Genomic DNA, 19,972 nt, shown 5'->3' with positions numbered 1-19,972 from the left:
GCGGCCGCTACTGCGGCCGGTACGCCGGAGTGGCACGCCATCGCGGCCCCGCACGCGGCTTGTCCCCGTAGCTGGCCGCCTCGCACTGCAGGCGGGCGCGCCTGAGCTCGGTCTCAGCCAGTTCGGGTGTCTCGGCTACGTACGCCCACGGCAGCTTGTCCGCGTGCTGTCCGAGCGCCGCGAACACGCGACCGGCCTGGTCGTACTGGCAACCCGCCCACAGCGCATGGGCCAGGTAGCTCAGGTCCCGCACCGACCGCGCCCCTCGAATGGCCGCGTGGTCGAACCAACCGGTCAGGGCCCGCAGGGTGTCCCGCAGCACCGGGTCGGCCACCCACTGCCGCCGCAGCAGCGGATCCCGCGACCCCTGGGCCACCTGGGCCCGGTACCGCTCGACATGTGCGTACGCGGGCAGCACCAGCAGCGGTGATCCGTCTGGCGCCCACGACGTCACCCATCGCACAAAATCGATCGCCGGCGCACACGCGCTCCCCGCCTGCGCCTGGAAGAACCGCAGCACATGGTGGTATGCCTCGCGGTTCCCTGGATCGCGCTCGTTGACCCGGTCCAGCAGCCCCCATGGCCCGATCGGTAGCAGAGGCTCCCGGGGCACGATCCGGTGCTCCGGCCGCCGCCGCTCTACATCTACCGCGGTATCCAGCGAGGCCAGGGCCAGCAGACACACCCAGGGCACCGGGTCCAGCGGCACCCGCTGCGCCGCGGCCCGGCACACCCGCCGAGCTTCCTCTTCCCACCAGCCCGCGTCGCGGTGACCACGACGGTGCGCCCGCACCGCCCACTGCACCGCCACCCGCGCCTGCATCACCACCGCATCGACGCTCTCGGGCTCCTCCCGCAGCCACAGCCGCACGACATCCGACCGGGCCGCCGCCGCACCCAGCACCTGGCTCCGTGACGTCCGCAAAGCCCAGTCCCGCCCCGTACGGCGCAGCAGATCGCGCATGCCAATCCAACGGCCCACGGCCACTTCCTCCACCGCCACACGCAGCTCGGCGTCGAAGCCGGCCGGGTCATACACCGGCTGAAAATCCCCCGATGACGACAACCCCCTACGCATCGGCACTCCCGGCTCTGATGGCGCAACACGAACGGTGGCCTGCAAACAACGCACGAAGGGATGCGTACGGCACGTGTCGGTTCCCGCGGTGAGAGGTGAGCATCGTCAAGGGCCCTTCACAACAGTGACGTTGGGGCCGCCGAAAGGCGGGGTAAGTCCGGATGCGACAGCCGACTGCCCACCTTCCCGCTCCGGCGGCCGGCTTAAGGGGCGAAGCTGCCGATCATGTCGACAGCGCTTCGGGTGACCTCACGGATCGTGGGCGCGGCAGATGTTTCCGCAAGGTAGAAGCCGAAAAGGAAGCACACGAGGGCGTGTCCTATTTTCAGCCCGGCCTGCTTGATCAGCACAATTACCACGACGGCCAGCGCAATAATCAGTTCGACGGAGACGAACACCAAACACCCTGAAGCTATTTATCGCGTGGGTGTGTGGTCGCGGTTGAGTTGGCGCACGACCCCGCTCTCGAGTACCGCTGCCCTGCGACGGGCGCCGGCACTGCTACGCCTTGCCCCTCCCTTAACGCCTTGCGCAGCGCTCTCCGCAGGTGATCAGGGTCGGAGAAAACCCGCGGCCGCGATGGCAAATAGAGCCAGTGCAGCCCAGGCGGAGCGGTCCTGCTATAGGGAGGGACAACGACATGACATCCTCGACCGAGCGCCACGGTGTCGGGTTCGTCCCATCCAGCGCTGTGACCAGCAGGGATGAGGAAGTACAACCGTGGTTCGAGACCGTACTGGTCGTGGATTATCGGCCCGACGGGGCGGCTCGACTCCTTGAGCAGGTCGATGACCCGGAACCCGGCGGCTTCAGGGACCCGAATGGCATCCCACCACTGACCGGCAGCGCACAGGTCGGCGTCGTCACCCACGGGCATCCACCGAGGCGGTTGCGCTGCGGTGCTCCCCCTGGCATCGGACATGAAAACGGCCTCCTCACAACGACGTATGAGGAGACCATTCCACTGTGCAAGCTTCGTGAGCGGACAGCCTGTCCGCAGGAAGTTCGGTGAACTCCCTTGACTCAAAGTCTAGTTCGCGCTAATGCCAGCCCAGTTGCCGAAGCTGGCAAGTTCGTTAGACGGGTGAGTTTCGAGGCGTAGGAGCGTCGAAACAGTCTCGCGGACGGATGGATGGAACCTCGTGTGGTTGGGAGCGATCTTCCGCGCTCGCTGAAGTTCACCGAACGCGCCAGATCGGTCGCCCACCGCCAGCTTGGCGCCAGCGACATCGATGTGGTGATGGCTGGATCGTTCACCAACAGTTGCCGCCGGCGGTTCCCACTCCCGCACTCCGGCCGGGGCCCACTCACGCAACCGAGCCAGGGCCTGCTCGGTGTCCCCCACATCGATCAGCGCATGTACATTGTGGATGCGAATGTTGGTGGGGCCGAACGACATCTCGTACGCAAGGGAGTCGCGGCCGCCTGCCATGCGGGCAACTTCTTCAGCTTCCCGCAGGTACTCGCTCGCGGTATCGGGATCATTTGCCCGCGACTCCGTGACAGCCAGCTTGAGCAGCAAGGCGCCGTCGACGGCGAGCGCGTCAGCCGTGTACGAGCGCTCCGGTTGCAGGCGTTCCAGCTCGGCCCGCAAGCCCACAAGCTTGCGGCGGGCCGATGCATAGGCACCCTGCCTCAGCATGGCGCCTGCAACCAGGTAGCCAGCGGTAACCTGTAGCAAGGGGTCGCCGGAGCGGTCTGCGGCCCACCGCACGCGCTCCAGCGCTGTGTTGGACAAGTCGTGGTGACCCAACTTGTGGGCCAGCGAGTTCACGGCACGGTACGCGCGAGCCAGGTGCCAGAACGCCTTGGCTTTTTCCTCGCCTGTAGCAGAAAGCGCGACATGAGTGAGCTCGGCGATGATCCCGGGCAGCAGCGGCCCCATGGGGGCGTACCGAGCATCACGTCGCAAAGCCGAGACTTGATCGATCTCCGAAGCGAGCACCGGGAGCGAACGCGGCGGCACGTCCAGGTCATCAGGCGAGTCGTAGCAAAGCAGAACCCTACGCAGTTCCGGGACAACGGCATGCACTCCGTCCTCCGCCTCGGGTTCCCCGTAGTACGGCTGGCCAGTCAGCACCTCCGGTCCAAAGTGCAGCGCATTCGCAAGCGCCAAAATCAGCGACGGAGTCGCCTTCCGGGCTCCGGACTCCAGTTTCTGGACGTAGCTGGGTGAGATTGCCACCTTGGTTGCGAGCTGGGCGGCCGACAGCTTCCGCGTCTTGCGTGCGACACGGAGCCGATCTCCCAGCGTGAGGCTTTCTGTCATCGGCGGTCGTTTCCCTTCACGATGGAGCACTCACGATCAGAGTACGGGTGGCGGCAGGCCGAACAACCTCGCGGCCAGTGCGACAGGGACGCGGCAATCGGGGTCACTTCCGGGGGAAGGGGAACCTCATCGCTCTCGGCGATGGCCGCGGACGAAGCCCGTACAGCCGCCATGAGACCACACCCGCACCTAACGGAGACAGTGCTCTCACTACCGCAAGGGTGCTTGTGATGACCCTCACCAGCGCAGGTAGCAAAGTTCCTTGAGTTGTCAAGAGACTGTCCGCAAGTACCTACGGACAGTTTGTCCTCTCGCGCCCACCTCACCGCTGCCAAAGTGCGCCATGACAGCCAGTTACGTAGTGCGGCCACGCAGGCAACCTAGTGTCCCCGGTGATTACGCCGATGCCGACGTCCGTCTGGCGTGCTGTCCCGTAGACGACTTCACCTCGACGGAAGAGAGGACTGGCTCCATAGACGTTGACAAAAGCTGTTAACAAAATACCGAAGGGGGGACCACCACTGACGACCGAGACGCCCGCCAGGCTGGGGTTAGATGCGCGAGGGTTGCGGAACCTTCCGTCTAGCACGGCAATTGCGTCCGCATCCTTCAGCGCCTCACGGCGCGATTCGAAGCAGAGCCAAGCACCCAGGTCGCCCGCCGTCCTTTTAATCACCGGCCAGTCTTCTTCGCGCCAGGCGGCGATGCGCCCCGCGTCGCGTTCCGTGGCCCGGGAGGTGGCCATCTGCACGCTCCACCCCAGCCGGTGCAGCAGCAAGTCCGCTCCGGCCAGCGTGTACTGGACTCGGAGCCGGCCGCGGATCACCGCCACGATCCGGGCGAGAGTCCAGCCCTGATCCACCCAGCCGTGTGCCGCCGGACCATCCTTCAACACCCGCTTCAACTTGACCAGCTGCGCGCCGAGAGCTTGCTTCGGGCACCGCCCGAACCCCTGCACGCCAACGCCACACGCCTACCGGCCGCCAGAGCACGCCGCCACCGGATCACCCACATCCGCGTGGCTCGAAACTGCCGGGCCACCTCGCGGTCACCGGCTCCCGCCTCCATCATCTCCGCAGCCGCCAGCCCCACTCGCTCACGGCGGGGCCGCTCTTTCGCGATCAAGCCGCCGCCATCCGGACACCTCATACCCACTCGCACGGCAAAGACCACTACGGCCGTCACGACCCCAGTACCCGCAGCATCGAAGATCTTAAGACGAGGAGTCTCCCGTGAAAATGAGATCGGTGGACATCGCAAGCGAGGAAGGGCGCGACGCGGGGTGGACACCCGTCCATGTCGACCGTTCGGGACGTTCGCTGTGGCACGTACCAAGGGCGGGAACAACAGGAGCGAATACCGGAAGGTTCATCAAGCAGTACTCATTCCTGGGCCCGTTTGAGCGCGAGTTGCGCGCGTTGAAACAGATGCCGGACGGTCTCGCTCCGCACGTGTTGGAGCACCGCCGGTATCCACCGACGCTGATTCTGGAGGAGGTCCCTGGTGTGCCGCTCGACGATCCAGCAGCTGGCCATCCTTCCAAGTGGATGCACCAAGTACTGGAGACGGTGGTTGCGTCCGTAGGGCTTCCAGGACCGTGGCCCGACGACCCGCCGACTCAAATCAGCGACCTCCAAGCCGAGGTAGCCGCCGTTCTTTCTTCCCGAGCGCCGGCGAGCACCCAAGCACTCCACAGGGCGATACAGGAGCCGTTACGAGTTCCCTGCCACGGGGACGCCACCCCGCCCAACGTGCTTGTCGATCCTGAGCGGCCTCGAGCGTGGTTGTTGGACTACGAGTTCTACGGCCCCGGGAACCCACTGCACGATATTGCCGCCATCTGCCTGACTCCGTCCCTGGACCTGCCGGTGGGCAAGCGCCTGGCACTTCTCCGACAGGGTCGTCTAATGGTTGAGGAGAAGACAGAAATGTCTCTGTCCAGCCGGATAGCTGGGTCTATCGCTATTTGGGCGGTTCAGTGCGCGGCATGGCATCGCCGTCATCGTCCGGCAACGGACGGGTTCGAGGAAGCCGTGATCAGTAACGCCGCCCTTGCCATCGAAGAATCCGAAAGGGGACTGATATGACCAAGACGGTGGGGGATCGTTGCCGATTCCGACCTCCTGCAGAGGGTGCCACGGTTGTATGGGAGGTCACCAACTATTGCAATCTGGCGTGCAAGCACTGCCTGTCAGACTCTTCACCGCAGATCCCTCGTTCGGACGATCTCAGCACTTCCCGTTTCCTCGACGCCGTTCGGGAAATGGTCTCTTCTGGGGTGACCGAATTCTACTTAACCGGAGGTGAGCCGTTCGCCCGAGAGGACCTCGTTGACATCATCACCGCCATTGATCCGACAGTGGCCGAGGTATACGCCAACTCGAATGGCTACTTCATCACGCAGGGAACCGCCGACGCTCTGCGCGGGACCGCTCTGCGTCGAATAACAGTGAGCGTGGACGGGCACAATCGGGAGTCGCAGGCACTTGTGCGCAACAAGCCGGCATCGTTCGATCGAGCGATAGTTGCCGTTGAACATCTCCTGGCTGCTGGAGTTCCGGTCCGGGTATCCCATGTCGTCCACCCCGGGAACGTGGAGCACGTGGCCGCGTTCTGCGCTGAGATGGCGCTTCTGGGTGTCGAGGCGCTGGTTATTAACTCCGTGTTCCCTGCGGGGCGGGCTGCCCGTCACCCGGAGCTCGGCCTGTCGCCCGGGCGCAAGCAGCAACTGTTCGATGAGCTCACCGAGCTCCAGGTGAAGTACGAGCGACTTGGCCTGCAGATCGACCACAGCCTCGGGAAGCCCCAGCCCAGCGATGTCGAAGGGTGCCCAGCGGGACAGTCGGTGTTCTTCGTGGCGCCGAACGGGGACCTGGCCACGTGCTCGTGGCTCTACAAGTTGGACCAGGACCGGTTCCGTCTGGGAAACCTAGAAGAAGCATCCTTCACCGAGTTGCGCGCGGGCGTGAAGCCGATGATGCGACCGGTCCGAGAATTGGCCACAGCATGCCCGCTTCCGCTGCTCTCTCCGGTGGTCCAGTCGTGACCGCGCAAACACAGCCGACATCCATCCAGGTACAGGTGCCGGACGAACGGTGGCGACGGCGAGCATGTATGACGCTGCTTGGCTGTGATTGGCGCGGTCGCGCGGTAGTCCTGACCCCGATTCGCAGCATCCACGCAGCGTTGGCTCGCGGCGGAACGGAATGCGACGGCTGGTGGCGCACTTCCCTGATCGGGGACGCTGCCGTCGTACACGTTCCTCAAGGCACAGCCGCCAAGGACATCGTCTTCGCACTTCCCCAACCGACGCGGATCACGTTCGTCGGCCTGGCCGGTGGCCTGCGGAACCAACCGATCGGCACCATCGTGGACCCGGAGTCTGCCTTCATCGCAGAACCCCCTGCGGGAAAACCCAGCCAATCGTCCTTTCCTGCCCGCCTGCCGTTCCACGCTCGTAGCCATCCGACCAAGTCGCCGCTGCTTGGTGGCGTTGCCGCGACGGTCGGCTGCTTAGCCGACTCCACGCTTCTTCACCACCTGCTCGCGAGTACAGCTGACTGCGTCGACATGGAGAGCGCCCATCTGTTCTCCGCGGCCACTCTCGCCGGCCACCAGCTGCGGTGCCTGCTCGTCATCTCGGATCACAACCGCGACGGTGATGTGTTCACGAGCACTCCGGAGCGGATCGCTGCAGCGATAGACGACCTACGCCAGTCCATCCAAGAGGACCTGAACGGAGGCCAGTGATGAACCAGACCACCGACCGCGTCGCGGTTATCACCGGAGGGAGCCTCGGCATCGGCGAGGCAATCAGCACCCAGCTGCTCAACCTCGGCTGGAAGGTCCACATCCTTGCCCGGCGAGCCAGCAGCTACAGCCACGCCAATCACGAAGGCTGCCGTACGCACGATGTCGATGTTCGTGACCTCGACGCCGTCAACAACTGCTCTGCCGCTGTGGCAAGCTCATGTAGACGCGTAGATGCCCTGGTCCTGTGCGCGGGAGTCGGCTACCCGACGCCGCTCCCCTCCGCCAGCCGCGCCCAGTACGACGAACTCTTCGACACGAACGTGGCCGGGGCGATCTTTTCCACCAAGGCGTTCACGCCTCTTCTTCGTGACGGTAGGGCGGTGGTCACGTTCGTCTCCTCCATTGCAGGCCGCAGGGGCTTTGCCGACTGGTCCCTGTACTGCGCCTCCAAGCACGCGCTTGAGGGCTTCGCCGCGAGTATGCGAGACGAGTTCCGGCCACGCCGCATCAGGGTGACAAGCGTCCAGCCCGGCTCAGTCGATACGCCTTCCTACGACCATCTGCGGCCCGAAGAGAAGACGGAATTCATGGATCCAAAATCCATCGCCGAGCTTACTGTCGCGGCAATTCAGCTCCCTCCGCAGGCTTGTGTGGAAACGCTCTTCGTCAACAATGCGGTGGGAGACCTGTGATGCCCGGCGATATCATCGGCCTGGAAGAGGCTGACCGCATCCACCAACAGCTCGGCAAGCTCGTCGAATTTCACATCCCCGAAGCGGTCGTGGCATTTACCAGCGGAAGCCTTCCCTTTGGCGCCGCCGTCCGCGGAAACAGCGACATCGACGTCAATGTCGTCCTCCCCGTCGGCACTAAGCCGGACGACGCTCTCTTTGACCGTCTGAGCGGCTTCATCGACGATTACCGCGCCCTGCATCAGCAGCATGGGATGCGCCTCGACTTCCGCTACCCCGGCGAATACTTCACCATCGATCAGGCACACGACGCCGCTGCAGGCCGAGGTATCCCCATGGCCAACGGCAAGCCCGCGCTGCCGCGGGAGTTAGGTGACTCCTACTGGAACAGCAGCGAGGACACCTGGTACCTGGCCTGGATGGGCGCCTTGGCCTTCAGCCGACACGTAGCCGGCAACAGAGACATCCTCGCGACACTGCGTAGGCGGGCGTGGACCACCATCGTGGCCCTATGCCTCCCCGATCTCAGGAGCAGGAATTTTGGTACCGAAGACGTTATGGCCCGCATCCTGAACAAGGACCACCCCAACGGTGGCTTCGGCGTCCATCCCGGATACCGCAGATTTGCAGAACTGGAAGCCCCTCATTGCCGGCAGGCTTTAGCAGACCTGTCCACCTGCGGAATCCTTGCCCGCCAAGAGGAAGACAGCTTTTCCGTCGAGGACAACCAGCTCCTTCGCTGGGCCGCGGACCTCGCTTCGTATCACCAAAGCGGCTTCCACGCCGCGTCCCTGCTCACCGTGGCCTCCAGCCTGAGGCTCGCCATATGAACACACCAATGCTGTTCTCCGACCTTCACGCAGCCCACGACTGGCTGGCCGGCCGTGGACTCCTCCCGCCAGAGCGCCGGAGCGAGACACTACCCACCCCACACGTACGCCTCCACGATGGCAGCACAGTGGTCTCCTTCTGCTCGAACAACTACCTGGGCCTTAACCACCGGACCGAGGTGAAGGCCGCAGCCACCCAAGCCTTGCACGAACACACCCACGCCACCAGCGAGTCTCGTCGCCTTGGCGGCAACCTCGGACTACTCGAACAACTCGAGTACGAGCTAGCCGAGTTCAAGAAGCAGCCCTCGGCCCTCGTTACAGCCACCGGGTTGCTGGCGAACATCGCAGCCATCCACGGCATCCTCGACGCTGGCGAACTGGCCCGCCGTTGGTACGGAGGCCCGGCGCCCAGCAGCCAGCCAGTGGTCATCTACGACGAGCTGTGCCACCGCAGCATCCAGATGGGCGCCCGAGAATCCTCTGCTGAACGGGTTCGCTTCCGACACAACGATGCCGAACACCTGGCCGACGTCCTCGCCGCGTACAAGGGGCGCGCCGCCCTCGTCGTCACGGAGGGAGTGTTCAGTATGGACGGGGACCTAGCGGATCTCCCCCGCCTCGTCGAAGTATGCGATACGTATGGAGCAGTCCTCATGGTGGACGACGCTCACGGCACAGGCGTGTACGGCGCCGACGGATCCGGCACCGCCAATCACTTCGGCCTCAGCGGACGCATCCCCCTCCAGGTCGCCACCCTCAGCAAAGCCTTCGGAGGCATGGGAGGGGCCGTTCTGGGCGATGAACGAACGATCGCAATGCTCCGTACCTTCAGCTCGGGCTACCGCTTCACTTCGAGCCTGCCGGCAGAACAGGCAGCAGCGACCATCGCAGCCCTGCGGATCCTCCGGAGCGAGCCGGGGATACGCCAAATACTGTGGACCAACGTACGTCGGCTCCGCACCGGCCTGGTCCGCATGGGCATCAATCCGCCAGGTGACGGGCCCATCATCCCCCTTCACATGGGGACACCACACGCGGCAGCTAGGTTCGAGGAGTTGATGCTCGACAAGGGGTACTGGTGTGTCGCCGTCACCCCACCAGCGGTCGCTCCGGACGCATGCCGTGTCCGTCTCACCGTGTCAGCCATGCATAGCAGTGAGCAGATTGACGGCCTTCTCGAACGAATCAGCGACGTATCGTCGCGGGCCCTTGAGCTCATGGGATCGGCGCGTAGCTACGCAAGAAGTGCCATGTGACCTGCTTATATCCAACCTTGACCCTCGTGACGGTTCGCTCGACCCACGGGCGAACCGTTGCGGCTTGCTCCAGACGCCGCCGCAGTAATGGCTGTGACGAATCGCGCACTGGCGTTGCGTGCCCCGAGTGATGCTCAACACACTAGCCGAATGGCGGACTTGGCGGCCCAGGGCATCATTAACCATGGCGAAGACGCAGGACGTTTCCGCCTATCCTTGTGCCATGAGTGACGAGATCTACGAGGGTGCACCGGAGCAGATGCGCGTCCGTCTGGAGAAGGTGGCGCGGCTCCGTGAGAACGGCGTCGAGCCGTACCCGGTGACCTACCCGCGCACGCACACCATCGGCGAGGTCCGGGCAAAATACCCGGAGCTGGAGGCCGATGCCGTGACCGGCGACAAGGTCGGGATCACCGGGCGGGTCATGCTGTCACGGATCGGCGGCAAACTCTGCTTCGCCACTCTTCGGGACGGAACCGCTGACATCCAGGTGATGATCTCGCTCGGGAGCGTCGGCGAAGAGGCACTCAAGGCGTGGAAGCGCGACGTAGACCTCGGCGACCACATCGGCGTAACCGGAGAGGTCATCTCATCCAAGCGCGGCGAACTTTCGATCATGGCGGAGAGCTGGGCGATCACGTCGAAGTGCCTGCGACCGCTGCCAGAGAAGCACGCCGGCCTCTCCGACCCCGAAGCTCGCGTCCGCTATCGGTATCTCGACCTCATCGTCAACGACGAGTCCCGCAAGATGGCTCACCTGCGCAGCGACACTGTGCGGGCGATCCGAGACTTCTGGCACTCTGAGGGCTACCTGGAGGTCGAGACGCCGATGCTCCAGCGGATCCACGGCGGCGCGGCGGCCCGGCCGTTCAAGACTCACATCAACGCCTACAACATGGAGATGTACCTCCGTATCGCGATCGAGCTGTACTTGAAGCGGCTCGTTGTCGGCGGCATCGAAAAGGTATTCGAGATCAACCGGAACTTCCGGAACGAAGGCGCGGACTCCACGCACAACCCCGAGTTCACGATGCTTGAGACCTACGGCACCTATCTCGACTACAACGACATGGCCGACCTCACCCAGCGGTCGATCCAGCAGGCCGTCGTGGCGGCGCTGGGGACGACTGTGGTCGTCCACAACGACGTCGAGTACGACCTCGGCGCTGCTGAGTGGCCGCGCAAGACCGTCTACGGCTCGGTCTCAGACGCCCTCGGTGAGGAGATCACGCCGCACACCCCCATCGAAGACGTCCGCAAACTCGCTGACGCTCGTGGGATCGCCTGGGACCCCAAGTGGGGTCAGGGCAAATTGGTCCAGGAAGTGTTCGAGGAACTTGTTGAGCACACGATCATGCAACCCACGTTCGTCATGGACTACCCGGTCGAGACCTCACCGCTGACCCGCCAGCATCGTTCCGAGCCCCTTCTTGCTGAGAAGTGGGATCTGATTGGGTTTGGTGCTGAACTTGGCACTGCCTTCTCGGAGCTGGTCGATCCCATCGAGCAGCGCCGGCGCCTCACAAAGCAGTCCCTGCTAGCTGCGGGCGGCGACCCTGAAGCCATGCAACTCGACGAGGACTTCCTCCGTGCGCTCGAATACGGAATGCCCCCCACGGGTGGGATGGGTATGGGCATCGATCGTCTGATCATGGCCTTCACCGGCAAGAACATCCGCGAGACCATCCTGTTCCCCCTAGTGAAGCCCAGCTGACGCCCCACCGGCGCTCAGCCTGTGTGGCCTTTGCGGGAAGTCACCGCAGAGGCCACACTGAAGCATCCTGCCGGGGGATCTGGCAGCCCCCGGCGAGCACTTGAATTCCGGAGGTGCCGTCCATGGCCTGTAGGACGGGCGCGAGTGGGAATGTCGAGAGGCTCGGCTCCCAACATCAAGGGCGGCCCGCTGCCCACGGGAGACAGTCGAAAGCCGCCCGCCTCATAGGGGCGAGCGGCTTTGCCTGCCAGGAGACCTGGTGAAGGTGCGCCGCCGGGGACTCGAACGCCGGACCCGCTATCTCGCTATCTCCAGAAGAACCGATTCGTACAGGTCCTCGACGAGGGCAGCCTGGCAGGCCCCGAGCGAGGCGAAGCCGTCCAACTCCGGGGCACTGTTGACCTCCAAGACAACGCACCGCCCGTTGCTAGGGCCTTTGCGCAGCACTTCGCGCTGGGATTGGGAGTGAACGAAGCCGGAAGGCTCCGGCAGGGGGTCGACCAGGAGATCCACCCCAGCCAAACGCAATCCCGCGGCGCGGGCCGCATCGACAGCCACGGACAGAACATCCGCCGGGAGCAACCCGGACAGGTCGACTACGTCTGCCCCTGTCGCGACATTGGCAGCATCCGCCAAAGGAACGTGCTCACCGCTGCAAGGTACACGCCGCAGCCCGCCTTCTCGTCTCGCCAGCCGGGCAGCGGCTTCACCGTATTCTGGAAGCCGTCTCGTCGGCAGGGGAGACGCACCATCGGCATACGCGCCTTCGAGAAGCGCCTGGATCGAGCGGCTACCGTCACCAATGAGCATCGGCGGGGTACGGCTGTATGCGGCGACTGGTGTCCCGTCGAGCACTACGACTCTAACGTCTTGGCCGTGTATGAAGGGCTGAAGCAGGGCGATCTTGTCTATGCGCAATGCCTCCTTCACGGCAAAAAACAAGGCAGGCACGTTATCGACCTTCTCGACTCCCTGACCGCCATAGCGGCTATTGGGCTTCACAACAAGCGGCCAAGAGTGTTGCGAAACAAAGCCGTCGATCTGTTCACCCATTCCGTCGCCAATTCTCCGGATTGGCAAGCTCGACGGAACCGGTATTCCGGCATTTTCCAGAAAATGCGCGCACGCACACTTGTCCCGCGCAAGGTCTGCGCTACCAGATGGATTTATATCAAGATTGCCATGACGGAAGTAGGCGATCCGGCCATTAGGGAATTCGAGTCGGGCCGCTTCGAGCCCCCACGGTTCGAGTTCCAGCGAAATGCCTAACTTGGGCGCTACACGGGAAATCACCTGGTACGCAAATGGAGTGTCGGTGATCGAATGCCGGGATGTTCCCGACTCCTCAGGGTTGCTGATCACGATTCCGCACCTCCCAAATGGTCGCAGTCATGAACATGCACCGCTGATCGCCGAGGGGCGCGTCCCGTTTCGCGACGAGCCTCCGGGATACCCCGATTGCCTTCTGCATGATCCCACCCTCGTGACGACGAGGGAACACCGCAGAAGTGTCGCTGATCGGATGCCAAGCGTGACTGGTGGGGGCGAACCGGGCACATCCCCGTGGTGATACACCCACGCCTTGTTCGTTGCGCTCGTCGCAGGACCGAGTAGGGCTGTAGGCATCCTCTCCTGCCCCGATGCCCCGTTCGTCCCGTAGAGTCTGCGTCATGCAGCGCCTGGTGATGGGACTGCTGCACTCGTGCGCACCCGCCTCAAACGCATGCAATACCGCCATGGCCTCCTCGAAGGCCACCTCGCCGACACCGGCCTTACCTGTCGGCACCGCTTCGCAGGCTGAACCGCGTTTGTGCGCGCCCGGAAGGTCGGGTTGGAGTCCTCGCACCATCGTTAGCCGAAGACTTCCGTGTAATGCTGCCGGTGCCACGTCACATGACGGAAGTGCTCGCTATACAGGACGTTTTACGTCCTCCGCGAGTCCTTCAACTTGCTCCTGGCCTGTCACGCAAGAAGTCGTACAGCGCGAAGTCAGCCACCGGGCGGTACCCGATCCGTTGGTAAAGACGGTTGCTGGTGGAGTTGGCCAGGTCCGCGAACAGTACGACCTCCTTCGCGCCCGCGGCCAGCGCAGCCTGGCTCACTTCGACCATCGCGGCCGCCGCGTAGCCATGGCCGCGTAGGTGCGCCGGCGTGTAGACAGGGGCCACCCTAATTTGGCCGGCGACCAGCGACGTCGCACCCGCCATGGAGACGGGAGTGCCGTCCGGGGTCTGCCAGAGCCTGACCCTCCCGTTGGCGATGCGAGCGTCGGCCCATGAGCTCGCGTCGGAGGAAGGAACTTCACCGATGGCGTCAACGAACTCGTGATACCAGCGCATGAGCTGCTCGCGGTCCCGCTTCCCTGCGACGCGCCCCCGGCCCTCCGGGAGTGGCTCCGGTGGAGTAAGAGCATCGAGTCTGTAGAGACGCTGGTGCTCGTGGAGCGACGGTGTCACACCCATGTGCCGCCGCCAACCCTCAGCGAAGGAAGTGGCGGTGCCGCTGTCGCCACTGACCCCGGGAAGAGAGCGCCCAAGACCGGCCAGATGAGCGGCGAGGGCGTCGGCCTCCTCGGGGGTGAGGGAGGTGAGGACGAGTCGGTGGGGTGGGGTGCGGAAGAGAGCCGCGCGGACCTCGCCTCCCCTCTCCAGCCAGCCGAAGAGAGGGGCCTCGGCGCCATACGCGCCCGCCCCACGCTTTCGTACGGACTCGGTTGCCGTCAGCAGGAGTGTGTGTAGCGCGGGGCGTGACTGCAGAAAGACTCCGGCTCGGTCGAGGAAGCCGTCGACATCTTCAGTGAGGTGCCACTGCCCCGGGCGCATACCTCACGGTCACTCGCGCTGTCGCTGTGCGCTCGCTTGATTCCGCTGGTCAGGTGACAGAGCCCGGAGCCATCCCGAGAACACTGAATGGCTCCGCGTCGGGAACCAGGGCAGAACCGGCGAATGGAACCCCACCGTTCAGGGCCATACAGCCGCTGCGGTTCTTCCTCCCCGAATCGCACAGGGAGCACGAGCTAGCCAGCACCCGACGTCTGGAGCAGATGCTGGCCGATCACCTGCCTGCGCGGGCTGCTGACGCACTCATCCGGAGGAGGTCTCACCACTCGCTGGAACGGGAGCCTTTCAGTCCGACCTGTCGCGTCACACTGAGAAGGCGAGGCGACAGCGCTGTTCAAAGCGCCTGTTCAGAGCCCCAGCCAAGGCTCGCCCTCTGGGACTTTTCAGGGATTTTCAGCGCTGTCGGAGGGACTTCAGCGGGACTTTCGGCCGCGTAAGGCGGCAAGCCCGCGAAAGGTCGGAAAGGGCCTCCGGCGCAGGTCAGAGGCCCTTTCCATGGTGAAGCTGCAGGTGGCGGCGGACGAGTCGGCCTGTACGCCGGGTTCTGGCTCCGTTCGCCTACGGCAGACGTCCACGACTGGAGACCCGCGCGGACACCATGTCAACGTACGGGTGTCGATAAATCCCCAGGTCAACGAGTGGGTGATCCAGCGTCATGGTCTGCTGTGCCGAAGATGAACAGCTGCTCTTCAATGCCACGAGGCAGCCAGCACACGCGCTACCAGATTTTCCCGGCCTCACCAAGCCGGGGCTTATCCGGATCATGGTGTGTATCGACGCTTCGCACCTTGGAGGCCGGATATGCACGACCAGAGCACGCCCACTCATGATGCCGCGTTCTTGAACCTGACCAAGGCAGCAAAATACCTCGGGATTTCACCGAACACCCTGTACGTCTGGCGTCACCGGCGGCAGGGACCGCCGAGCTTCCGTATGGGAGGTCGCGTTATGTACAGGATTTCATCCCTCGACGAGTGGATCACAGTGCAGGAACAGGCAGATTCACGTTCCAACGCTGCACTCAATCCCCTCAGTCAGAAGCCAATGAAGCGCGCAGTACGCACTCTTTGAAAACTGTGCGCGAGCCCGATACCGTGCCGCGATCTTTCAGGATGCCGACACGCACGAACCTCTCGATGCGACATAAGCATTCGCATTTGAGTCCCTAGGAGTATTTTCCCTTGGCGGGGTACATAGAAGACCGCTGGCTCAAGAAGAAACCCAATAAGGACACCGGTAAGCGGGAGCGAACAGCCCTGTGGGGCAAGGGCAAGCGCTACCGGGTGAAGGGCATTCCTGGCGTTCGGGACCGGTCGTTCGACACGAGCGAGGACGCAAAGCGTTGGCTCACAAACGCACAGACCGACACCACGCGCGGCGAGTTCATCGATCCCCGCGACGGGGCGATCCCCCTCGCTCAATACATCGAGAAACACTGGTGGCCGAGCAGGTCAGACGAACCGTCGACCGCAGCCTCCATGCGCAGCAAGATCTGGAATCATATTCTGCCATTTCTAGGAGAAACGGCGCTCCGGGACATCGACGCTGCCGTGCTGCGCACGTGGACGGCCCAACTGCTGACACGGGTCGAGGCGTCCACGGCCCAGGTGATCTGGATCCACCTCTCCACGATCCTCGAAGCCGCCGTCGACGACGGCCGCCTGGCCAAGAACCCCTGCAAGGCCCGTCGGACGGTCAAAGCGCCCAAACCTACGAAGACGAAGGCCAAGGCATGGCCCAGGTCGACCGTGGATGCCGTCCGGGCGGGTCTCCAGGATCGGTACCACATCGCGGTGGACCTCGGCGTCGGCCTCGGCCTGCGTCAAGGCGAGGCGTTCGGCCTCGGCGAGGACGACTTCGACTTCGATGCCGGCGTCGTACACATCCGCCGACAGCTACGGTGGGACTCGAAGGGAAGGCCGTACTTCTGCCTGCCGAAGGGCGGCAAAACGCGCGAGGTTCCCCTCTCCCCCAACCTCGCCAAGCGCGTCCAATTCCACCTCTGTCGCTTCCCCCCGGTCGCCTGCACACTCCCGTGGCGCAACCCCGAGCCACCGACGACGCAGCTGGAAGCGCGACAGCGCAAACCGATCACCGTCCTGCTGGTCCTGAGCACTGCGCACGGCAACCGAATCAACCCCTCGATGTGGAACAAGCAGAACTGGCGGCCCGCGCTCGCAGCGGCCGGGCTTCTGAAGGCGATCGGCGAGAAGGTCGCGACGCACGGAGGCCGCGTCCGGCGGTACCCCGTCTACGAGCTTTCGCGCACAGACATGTTTCACGTCCTCCGGCACACGTACGCGAGTACCCAGCTTGAGGCAGGCGAGTCGATCGTGAGCGTGTCGGAGTGGCTAGGGCACGCCTCGCCGCAGACCACTCTGAAGCACTACGCTCATTTCATGCCCGGGGCGGGCAAGCGAGGTCTCGCCGCCATGGACGAGTGGTTCGATCAAGATCCACAACCGAATGTCCCTGAAAAGTCCCTGGGCTCCCGGAAGGCTCCGAACGGTCCGTGAAACCGCAGGTCAGAGCGGTGGTCTCGGGTGCTGACTGCATGTACGAGGAGTTCAAGGAGCCGCTGTACGCCGCTCCCCCGCTGCTGCAGCGGATGGTCGACGCGGGCCGGCTGGGCCGCAAGACCGGCTCCGGCTTCTACCCGTACTGAGCACCCCACGGGGCCCCGCCCGTGCCGGGGCCCCGTAAGCGCACACCGGCCCGTGCCGCTCCCCCGCTGGAGGAGCGCACGGGCCGTGGCCGTTCCACGGGGGCGCCGGACGGCGTCTGAAGGCGTGGGCCGTCCGGCCGTCCGCCGCCGCTCGGGGGAAGACGGCGGTCGGACACCGCCGGCGGGGCGCCCGGTCCGCCGGCTGTGCCCCCGTGGCGCTCCCGAGTCAACTCCACGGCGGCGTCGGCCGGGACCGTGTGAAGCGGCTCGCTTCGGGTGCGCGCTTCACACCCCGTGTGAGGCGCGCGGCACCCTCCCCTTCCGGCGCGCGACGCCCCTCCACACCGCCGGCCACGCCCGGTTCACACGGGGTGTGCGACGTTGACACGCATATTCCCCCCGCACACTCTCCCGCCGTGCCCCACAAAGCAGTTCACTGTCCGTAGTAGGAAAAACGCCGAGTTTCCGAGAGGAATGAGGAGCGGACCGTGACCGCCCACCCAGAAACCGACCCAGTGGCCACCGACGTGGCGGAGCTCAGACGCTGCTGTGACGTGCGCACCGCGCGCGTCGACGGCCAGCTCGCGCTGCTCGCCCAGCGCACCGAGCAGTACGAGCGCGAGGCGGACGAGCTGCACAGCCGGCTGACCCGCATCGAACACGGACGGTGGCCGCTGCCGTCCGTCGCCGCGCTCACCGGGATCGCGGCCCTGGCGGTCGCCGTGTGGCAGGTCCTGATGACCTGATCCGCGGCCGGGTCACCGACCTGACCGGCGCCGGGCGGCGTCCGCAACGGCCCTGACGGGCGTCGCCGGGCCGGGCGCCGGTCAGCCCAGGGTCATGCGCCCCGGGTTCAGCCCAGCCGGAGATGGTGCAGCATCAGCAGCGCCGCCGCCATGTTGGCCGCCGGCACCTCACCCCGCGCCACCATGTCCGGCACCAGCTTGAGCGGGATCCACTCGCGCCGGTCGGACTCGAAGTCGTCCTCGGGGTGGCCGACGTACTCCGCCTCGTCGGACCAGTAGATGTGGTGCCGGGCGTCCGTGAGGCCGTTGGACGGCTCCACGGTCATCAGGTGCTGGAGGGGGCCGGGCCGCCAGCCGGTCTCCTCCTCCATCTCACGGGCGGCCGCGACGGCCACGTCCTCGCCGTCCTCGACCACCCCGGCGGCCAGCTCCCAGCCCCAGGTGTCGGTGATGAAGCGGTGCCGCCAGAGCAGGAGCACCTCGTTGGCCTCGTTGACCACCGTGGCCACCGCGACCGCCCGCATGCGGATCAGGTAGTGGTCCAGATGCCGCCCGTCCGGGAGTTCCACATCGGCGAGATTGACCCGGAACCAGCGGTTCTCGTACACGGTCTGCTCCTTGAGGTTCTTCCATCGCACGTGTCTGCCACCTTCCGCCGTAGAGATGGCACGTGGACACGAGCCATCCGTCAGAGCGGAACGCGCAGCGCCTCGTCGATCAAGTCGGCCGCGGCGTCGGTGGCGCTGCTTCCGGTTTCGGCAAGGAGCTCGCGTACCGCCCGCAGGCGGTCCCGTAACCGCTGCGACTCCATGCCCCGTGCCTGTTCGGCCATCTGTGTCGCACTGGCCACGGCACGCTCGGTCTCCCCCTGTCTCAGTTCGATGTGCGCGAGCATGGCCAGCCGGTGCACCCGTCCGCGGTCGTGCGCGGGGGTGTCGACGGCGGCGGTCGCCTGCTCGCGGGCGGCCCGCAGGTCGCCCAGGCTGAGCAGCGCCTCCGCCACCTGTACGTTGACCAGGCCCGGCTGGACGTACCCCGTCTCGGCCGGCTCCTGGCCGGGACGGATCCGCTCGGCGGCGGCCTCGGCCCGGCGGATGCAGGACAGCGCGCCGGCGCCGTCGCCCAGCCGTGCGTACGCCTTGGCCTGCATCGCGTACAGGTCGGCCGCCAGCGCCGGGGTGATGTGCGGGCCCGCCGCGCGCAGTGCCGCCTCGGCGAAGGCGACGGCCTGCCGGTACTCCCGGGTGAACAGGGACTGGTTCACCAGCAGGGCGATGACGTACGCGCCGAGCCCCCGGTCGCCGCTGGCCTTGGCCAGCCGGAGGGCCTGGTGGAAGTAACGCTGCGCGAGCCCGAAGGCGTCCGAGTCGTACGCGCAGATGCCGGCCACCGCCACCAGCCCGCCGGTGGCGCGGTGCAGCTGGCGTCCGGTGGCGTCGGTGTAGCTGCCCCGCAGCAGCGGTGCCGCCTCGGTGTTGAGGAAGCCGACGACGCGTGCCCTGGTCGCGACCCCGCCGGCCTTGCGGTACATCTGCTCGTAGTGCGTGCGCGCGGAGCGCAGCATCTCGATGTCGGCCATGGACACGCGGGTCAGGCCGGAGCGCGAGACGTCGGAGTCCTCCGGCGGGTTCTCCCACTCCCACACGGGCATGACGGCGGAGGTGCCGGTGAGCGCGGGGGCGCTGAGGACGTGCGGGCGCTGCTGCTCGTCGGAGCGCCACAGCGCTGTGGCCCGCTCGACGAAGCCGGAGAGCGGGGTGTCGGGGGCGCGGCGGGTGCCGGGCCGGCTCAGCCCGATGTCGTCCAGGCCGACCGGGCGGTGCAGCCGCTCGCTGAGGATCTCGCAGATCAGGTCGGGTACTTGGCCGCGCGGCCGCTGGCCCTTGAGCCAGCGGGCCACGGCGGTGTGTTCGTACCGCAGGGACAGGCCGCGCCGGCGGCCGAGCTGGTTGATGTGCGCGGCGAGCCCGGCGTGCGAGATGCCCGCCTCGTCCAGGATCGCGTCGAGCAGCGTGTTGGGCTCCATGGCCTTCTCCCCGTCCGCGCCCGTCGTCCGCAGCGGGCGCGCTTCGCCTCGTCGTCCAGCGTAATCAGGGGGAGTTCACACGGGGTGTGAAGCGACGTGC

At 65.5% G+C, this 19,972-nt stretch carries 19 protein-coding genes and 1 pseudogene; 12 read left to right on the top strand and 8 right to left on the bottom strand.

The annotated features are described in order from the left end of the window. Nucleotides 1–7: 7 nt before the first annotated feature. Both C3486_RS02020 and C3486_RS02015 read right to left on the bottom strand, forming a co-directional pair. Nucleotides 8–1,039, bottom strand: a complete 1,032-nt coding sequence (locus tag C3486_RS02020; RefSeq protein WP_258052535.1) for a hypothetical protein — start codon at nt 1,037–1,039, stop codon at nt 8–10. A 242-nt stretch (nt 1,040–1,281) separates the two neighbouring features. Then, nucleotides 1,282–1,476 (bottom strand): hypothetical protein, encoded by a 195-nt coding sequence (locus C3486_RS02015; protein WP_103830767.1) that lies wholly within the window; start codon nt 1,474–1,476, stop codon nt 1,282–1,284. Nucleotides 1,477–1,718: 242 nt separating this feature from the next. Between C3486_RS02015 and C3486_RS37115 the strand changes: the two genes are divergently transcribed. Then, nucleotides 1,719–2,090, top strand: coding sequence for a hypothetical protein (locus tag C3486_RS37115; RefSeq protein WP_181138410.1), 372 nt, complete (start codon nt 1,719–1,721; stop codon nt 2,088–2,090). A gap of 18 nt (nt 2,091–2,108) precedes the next feature. Here C3486_RS37115 and C3486_RS02005 read toward each other — a convergent pair whose 3' ends face one another. Beyond that, nucleotides 2,109–3,347 carry a helix-turn-helix domain-containing protein gene (locus C3486_RS02005; RefSeq protein WP_103830766.1) on the bottom strand — a complete coding sequence of 413 codons (1,239 nt, stop codon included), beginning with the start codon at nt 3,345–3,347 and terminating at the stop codon, nt 2,109–2,111. A 322-nt stretch (nt 3,348–3,669) separates the two neighbouring features. Beyond that, nucleotides 3,670–4,305 (bottom strand): winged helix-turn-helix domain-containing protein, encoded by a 636-nt coding sequence (locus C3486_RS37805; protein WP_258052534.1) that lies wholly within the window; start codon nt 4,303–4,305, stop codon nt 3,670–3,672. Between the two features lie 289 nt (nt 4,306–4,594). Between C3486_RS37805 and C3486_RS01995 the strand changes: the two genes are divergently transcribed. From C3486_RS01995 to lysX, 7 genes are all read left to right on the top strand, one after another. After that, nucleotides 4,595–5,434: a phosphotransferase family protein gene (locus C3486_RS01995; RefSeq protein WP_181138409.1), complete on the top strand. Its 840-nt coding sequence runs from the start codon at nt 4,595–4,597 to the stop codon at nt 5,432–5,434. Next, on the top strand, nt 5,431–6,393 hold the full coding sequence (locus tag C3486_RS01990; RefSeq protein ID WP_103830764.1) for a radical SAM/SPASM domain-containing protein: 963 nt from the start codon (nt 5,431–5,433) through the stop codon (nt 6,391–6,393). Before C3486_RS01995 ends, C3486_RS01990 begins: the two co-directional genes overlap by 4 nt. Before the next feature lie 68 nt (nt 6,394–6,461). Then, nucleotides 6,462–7,097: a hypothetical protein gene (locus C3486_RS01985; protein ID WP_103830763.1), complete on the top strand. Its 636-nt coding sequence runs from the start codon at nt 6,462–6,464 to the stop codon at nt 7,095–7,097. Next, complete coding sequence (locus tag C3486_RS01980) at nt 7,097–7,792, top strand: SDR family oxidoreductase (protein WP_103830762.1); 696 nt, start codon at nt 7,097–7,099, stop codon at nt 7,790–7,792. Before C3486_RS01985 ends, C3486_RS01980 begins: the two co-directional genes overlap by 1 nt. Next, a complete protein-coding gene (locus tag C3486_RS37110) occupies nt 7,792–8,622 on the top strand; it encodes a hypothetical protein (protein ID WP_181138408.1) in 831 nt (276 codons plus the stop codon). Before C3486_RS01980 ends, C3486_RS37110 begins: the two co-directional genes overlap by 1 nt. Before the next feature lie 8 nt (nt 8,623–8,630). Continuing rightward, a complete protein-coding gene (locus tag C3486_RS01975; protein WP_181138407.1) occupies nt 8,631–9,881 on the top strand; it encodes an aminotransferase class I/II-fold pyridoxal phosphate-dependent enzyme in 1,251 nt (416 codons plus the stop codon). Nucleotides 9,882–10,104: 223 nt separating this feature from the next. After that, nucleotides 10,105–11,595, top strand: a complete 1,491-nt coding sequence (gene lysX / locus C3486_RS01970) for a bifunctional lysylphosphatidylglycerol synthetase/lysine--tRNA ligase LysX (RefSeq protein ID WP_103830760.1) — start codon at nt 10,105–10,107, stop codon at nt 11,593–11,595. A gap of 297 nt (nt 11,596–11,892) precedes the next feature. On the opposite strand, the gene C3486_RS01965 is transcribed toward lysX, so the two are convergent. Together C3486_RS01965 and C3486_RS38480 are read right to left on the bottom strand one after the other, a co-directional pair. Further along, nucleotides 11,893–12,957: a RimK family alpha-L-glutamate ligase gene (locus C3486_RS01965; RefSeq protein WP_181138406.1), complete on the bottom strand. Its 1,065-nt coding sequence runs from the start codon at nt 12,955–12,957 to the stop codon at nt 11,893–11,895. 581 nt (nt 12,958–13,538) lie between these two features. Then, the gene (locus C3486_RS38480; protein ID WP_308461210.1) at nt 13,539–13,934 is read right to left on the bottom strand and encodes a GNAT family N-acetyltransferase; all 396 of its coding nucleotides are present in this window, start codon (nt 13,932–13,934) and stop codon (nt 13,539–13,541) included. Nucleotides 13,935–15,236: 1,302 nt separating this feature from the next. On the opposite strand from C3486_RS38480, the gene C3486_RS01955 reads away from it, so the two are divergent. The 4 genes and pseudogenes from C3486_RS01955 (at nt 15,237) to C3486_RS01940 (ending at nt 17,846) form a co-directional block, all read left to right on the top strand. Beyond that, on the top strand, nt 15,237–15,506 hold the full coding sequence (locus C3486_RS01955) for a helix-turn-helix domain-containing protein (RefSeq protein ID WP_103830757.1): 270 nt from the start codon (nt 15,237–15,239) through the stop codon (nt 15,504–15,506). Nucleotides 15,507–15,616: 110 nt separating this feature from the next. Beyond that, entirely contained in the window at nt 15,617–16,951 is a 1,335-nt protein-coding gene (locus C3486_RS01950) for a site-specific integrase (protein ID WP_103830756.1), read from the top strand. Nucleotides 16,952–16,968: 17 nt separating this feature from the next. After that, nucleotides 16,969–17,100 (top strand): annotated as a pseudogene (locus C3486_RS01945) (3-hydroxyacyl-CoA dehydrogenase family protein); the annotation flags it as partial. A 488-nt stretch (nt 17,101–17,588) separates the two neighbouring features. Further along, nucleotides 17,589–17,846, top strand: a complete 258-nt coding sequence (locus C3486_RS01940; RefSeq protein WP_103830755.1) for a hypothetical protein — start codon at nt 17,589–17,591, stop codon at nt 17,844–17,846. A gap of 107 nt (nt 17,847–17,953) precedes the next feature. On the opposite strand, the gene C3486_RS01935 is transcribed toward C3486_RS01940, so the two are convergent. Beyond that, on the bottom strand, nt 17,954–18,484 hold the full coding sequence (locus C3486_RS01935) for an NUDIX hydrolase (protein WP_103830754.1): 531 nt from the start codon (nt 18,482–18,484) through the stop codon (nt 17,954–17,956). Nucleotides 18,485–18,534: 50 nt separating this feature from the next. Further along, complete coding sequence (locus tag C3486_RS01930) at nt 18,535–19,872, bottom strand: transcriptional regulator (RefSeq protein ID WP_103830753.1); 1,338 nt, start codon at nt 19,870–19,872, stop codon at nt 18,535–18,537. Nucleotides 19,873–19,972: the final 100 nt, after the last annotated feature.

Source organism: Streptomyces sp. Ru73, from assembly GCF_002920575.1.
Taxonomy (GTDB): domain Bacteria; phylum Actinomycetota; class Actinomycetes; order Streptomycetales; family Streptomycetaceae; genus Streptomyces.
The sequence above is the reverse complement of the archived record's forward strand: the minus strand, read 5'-3'. Positions and strand labels throughout refer to the sequence as shown.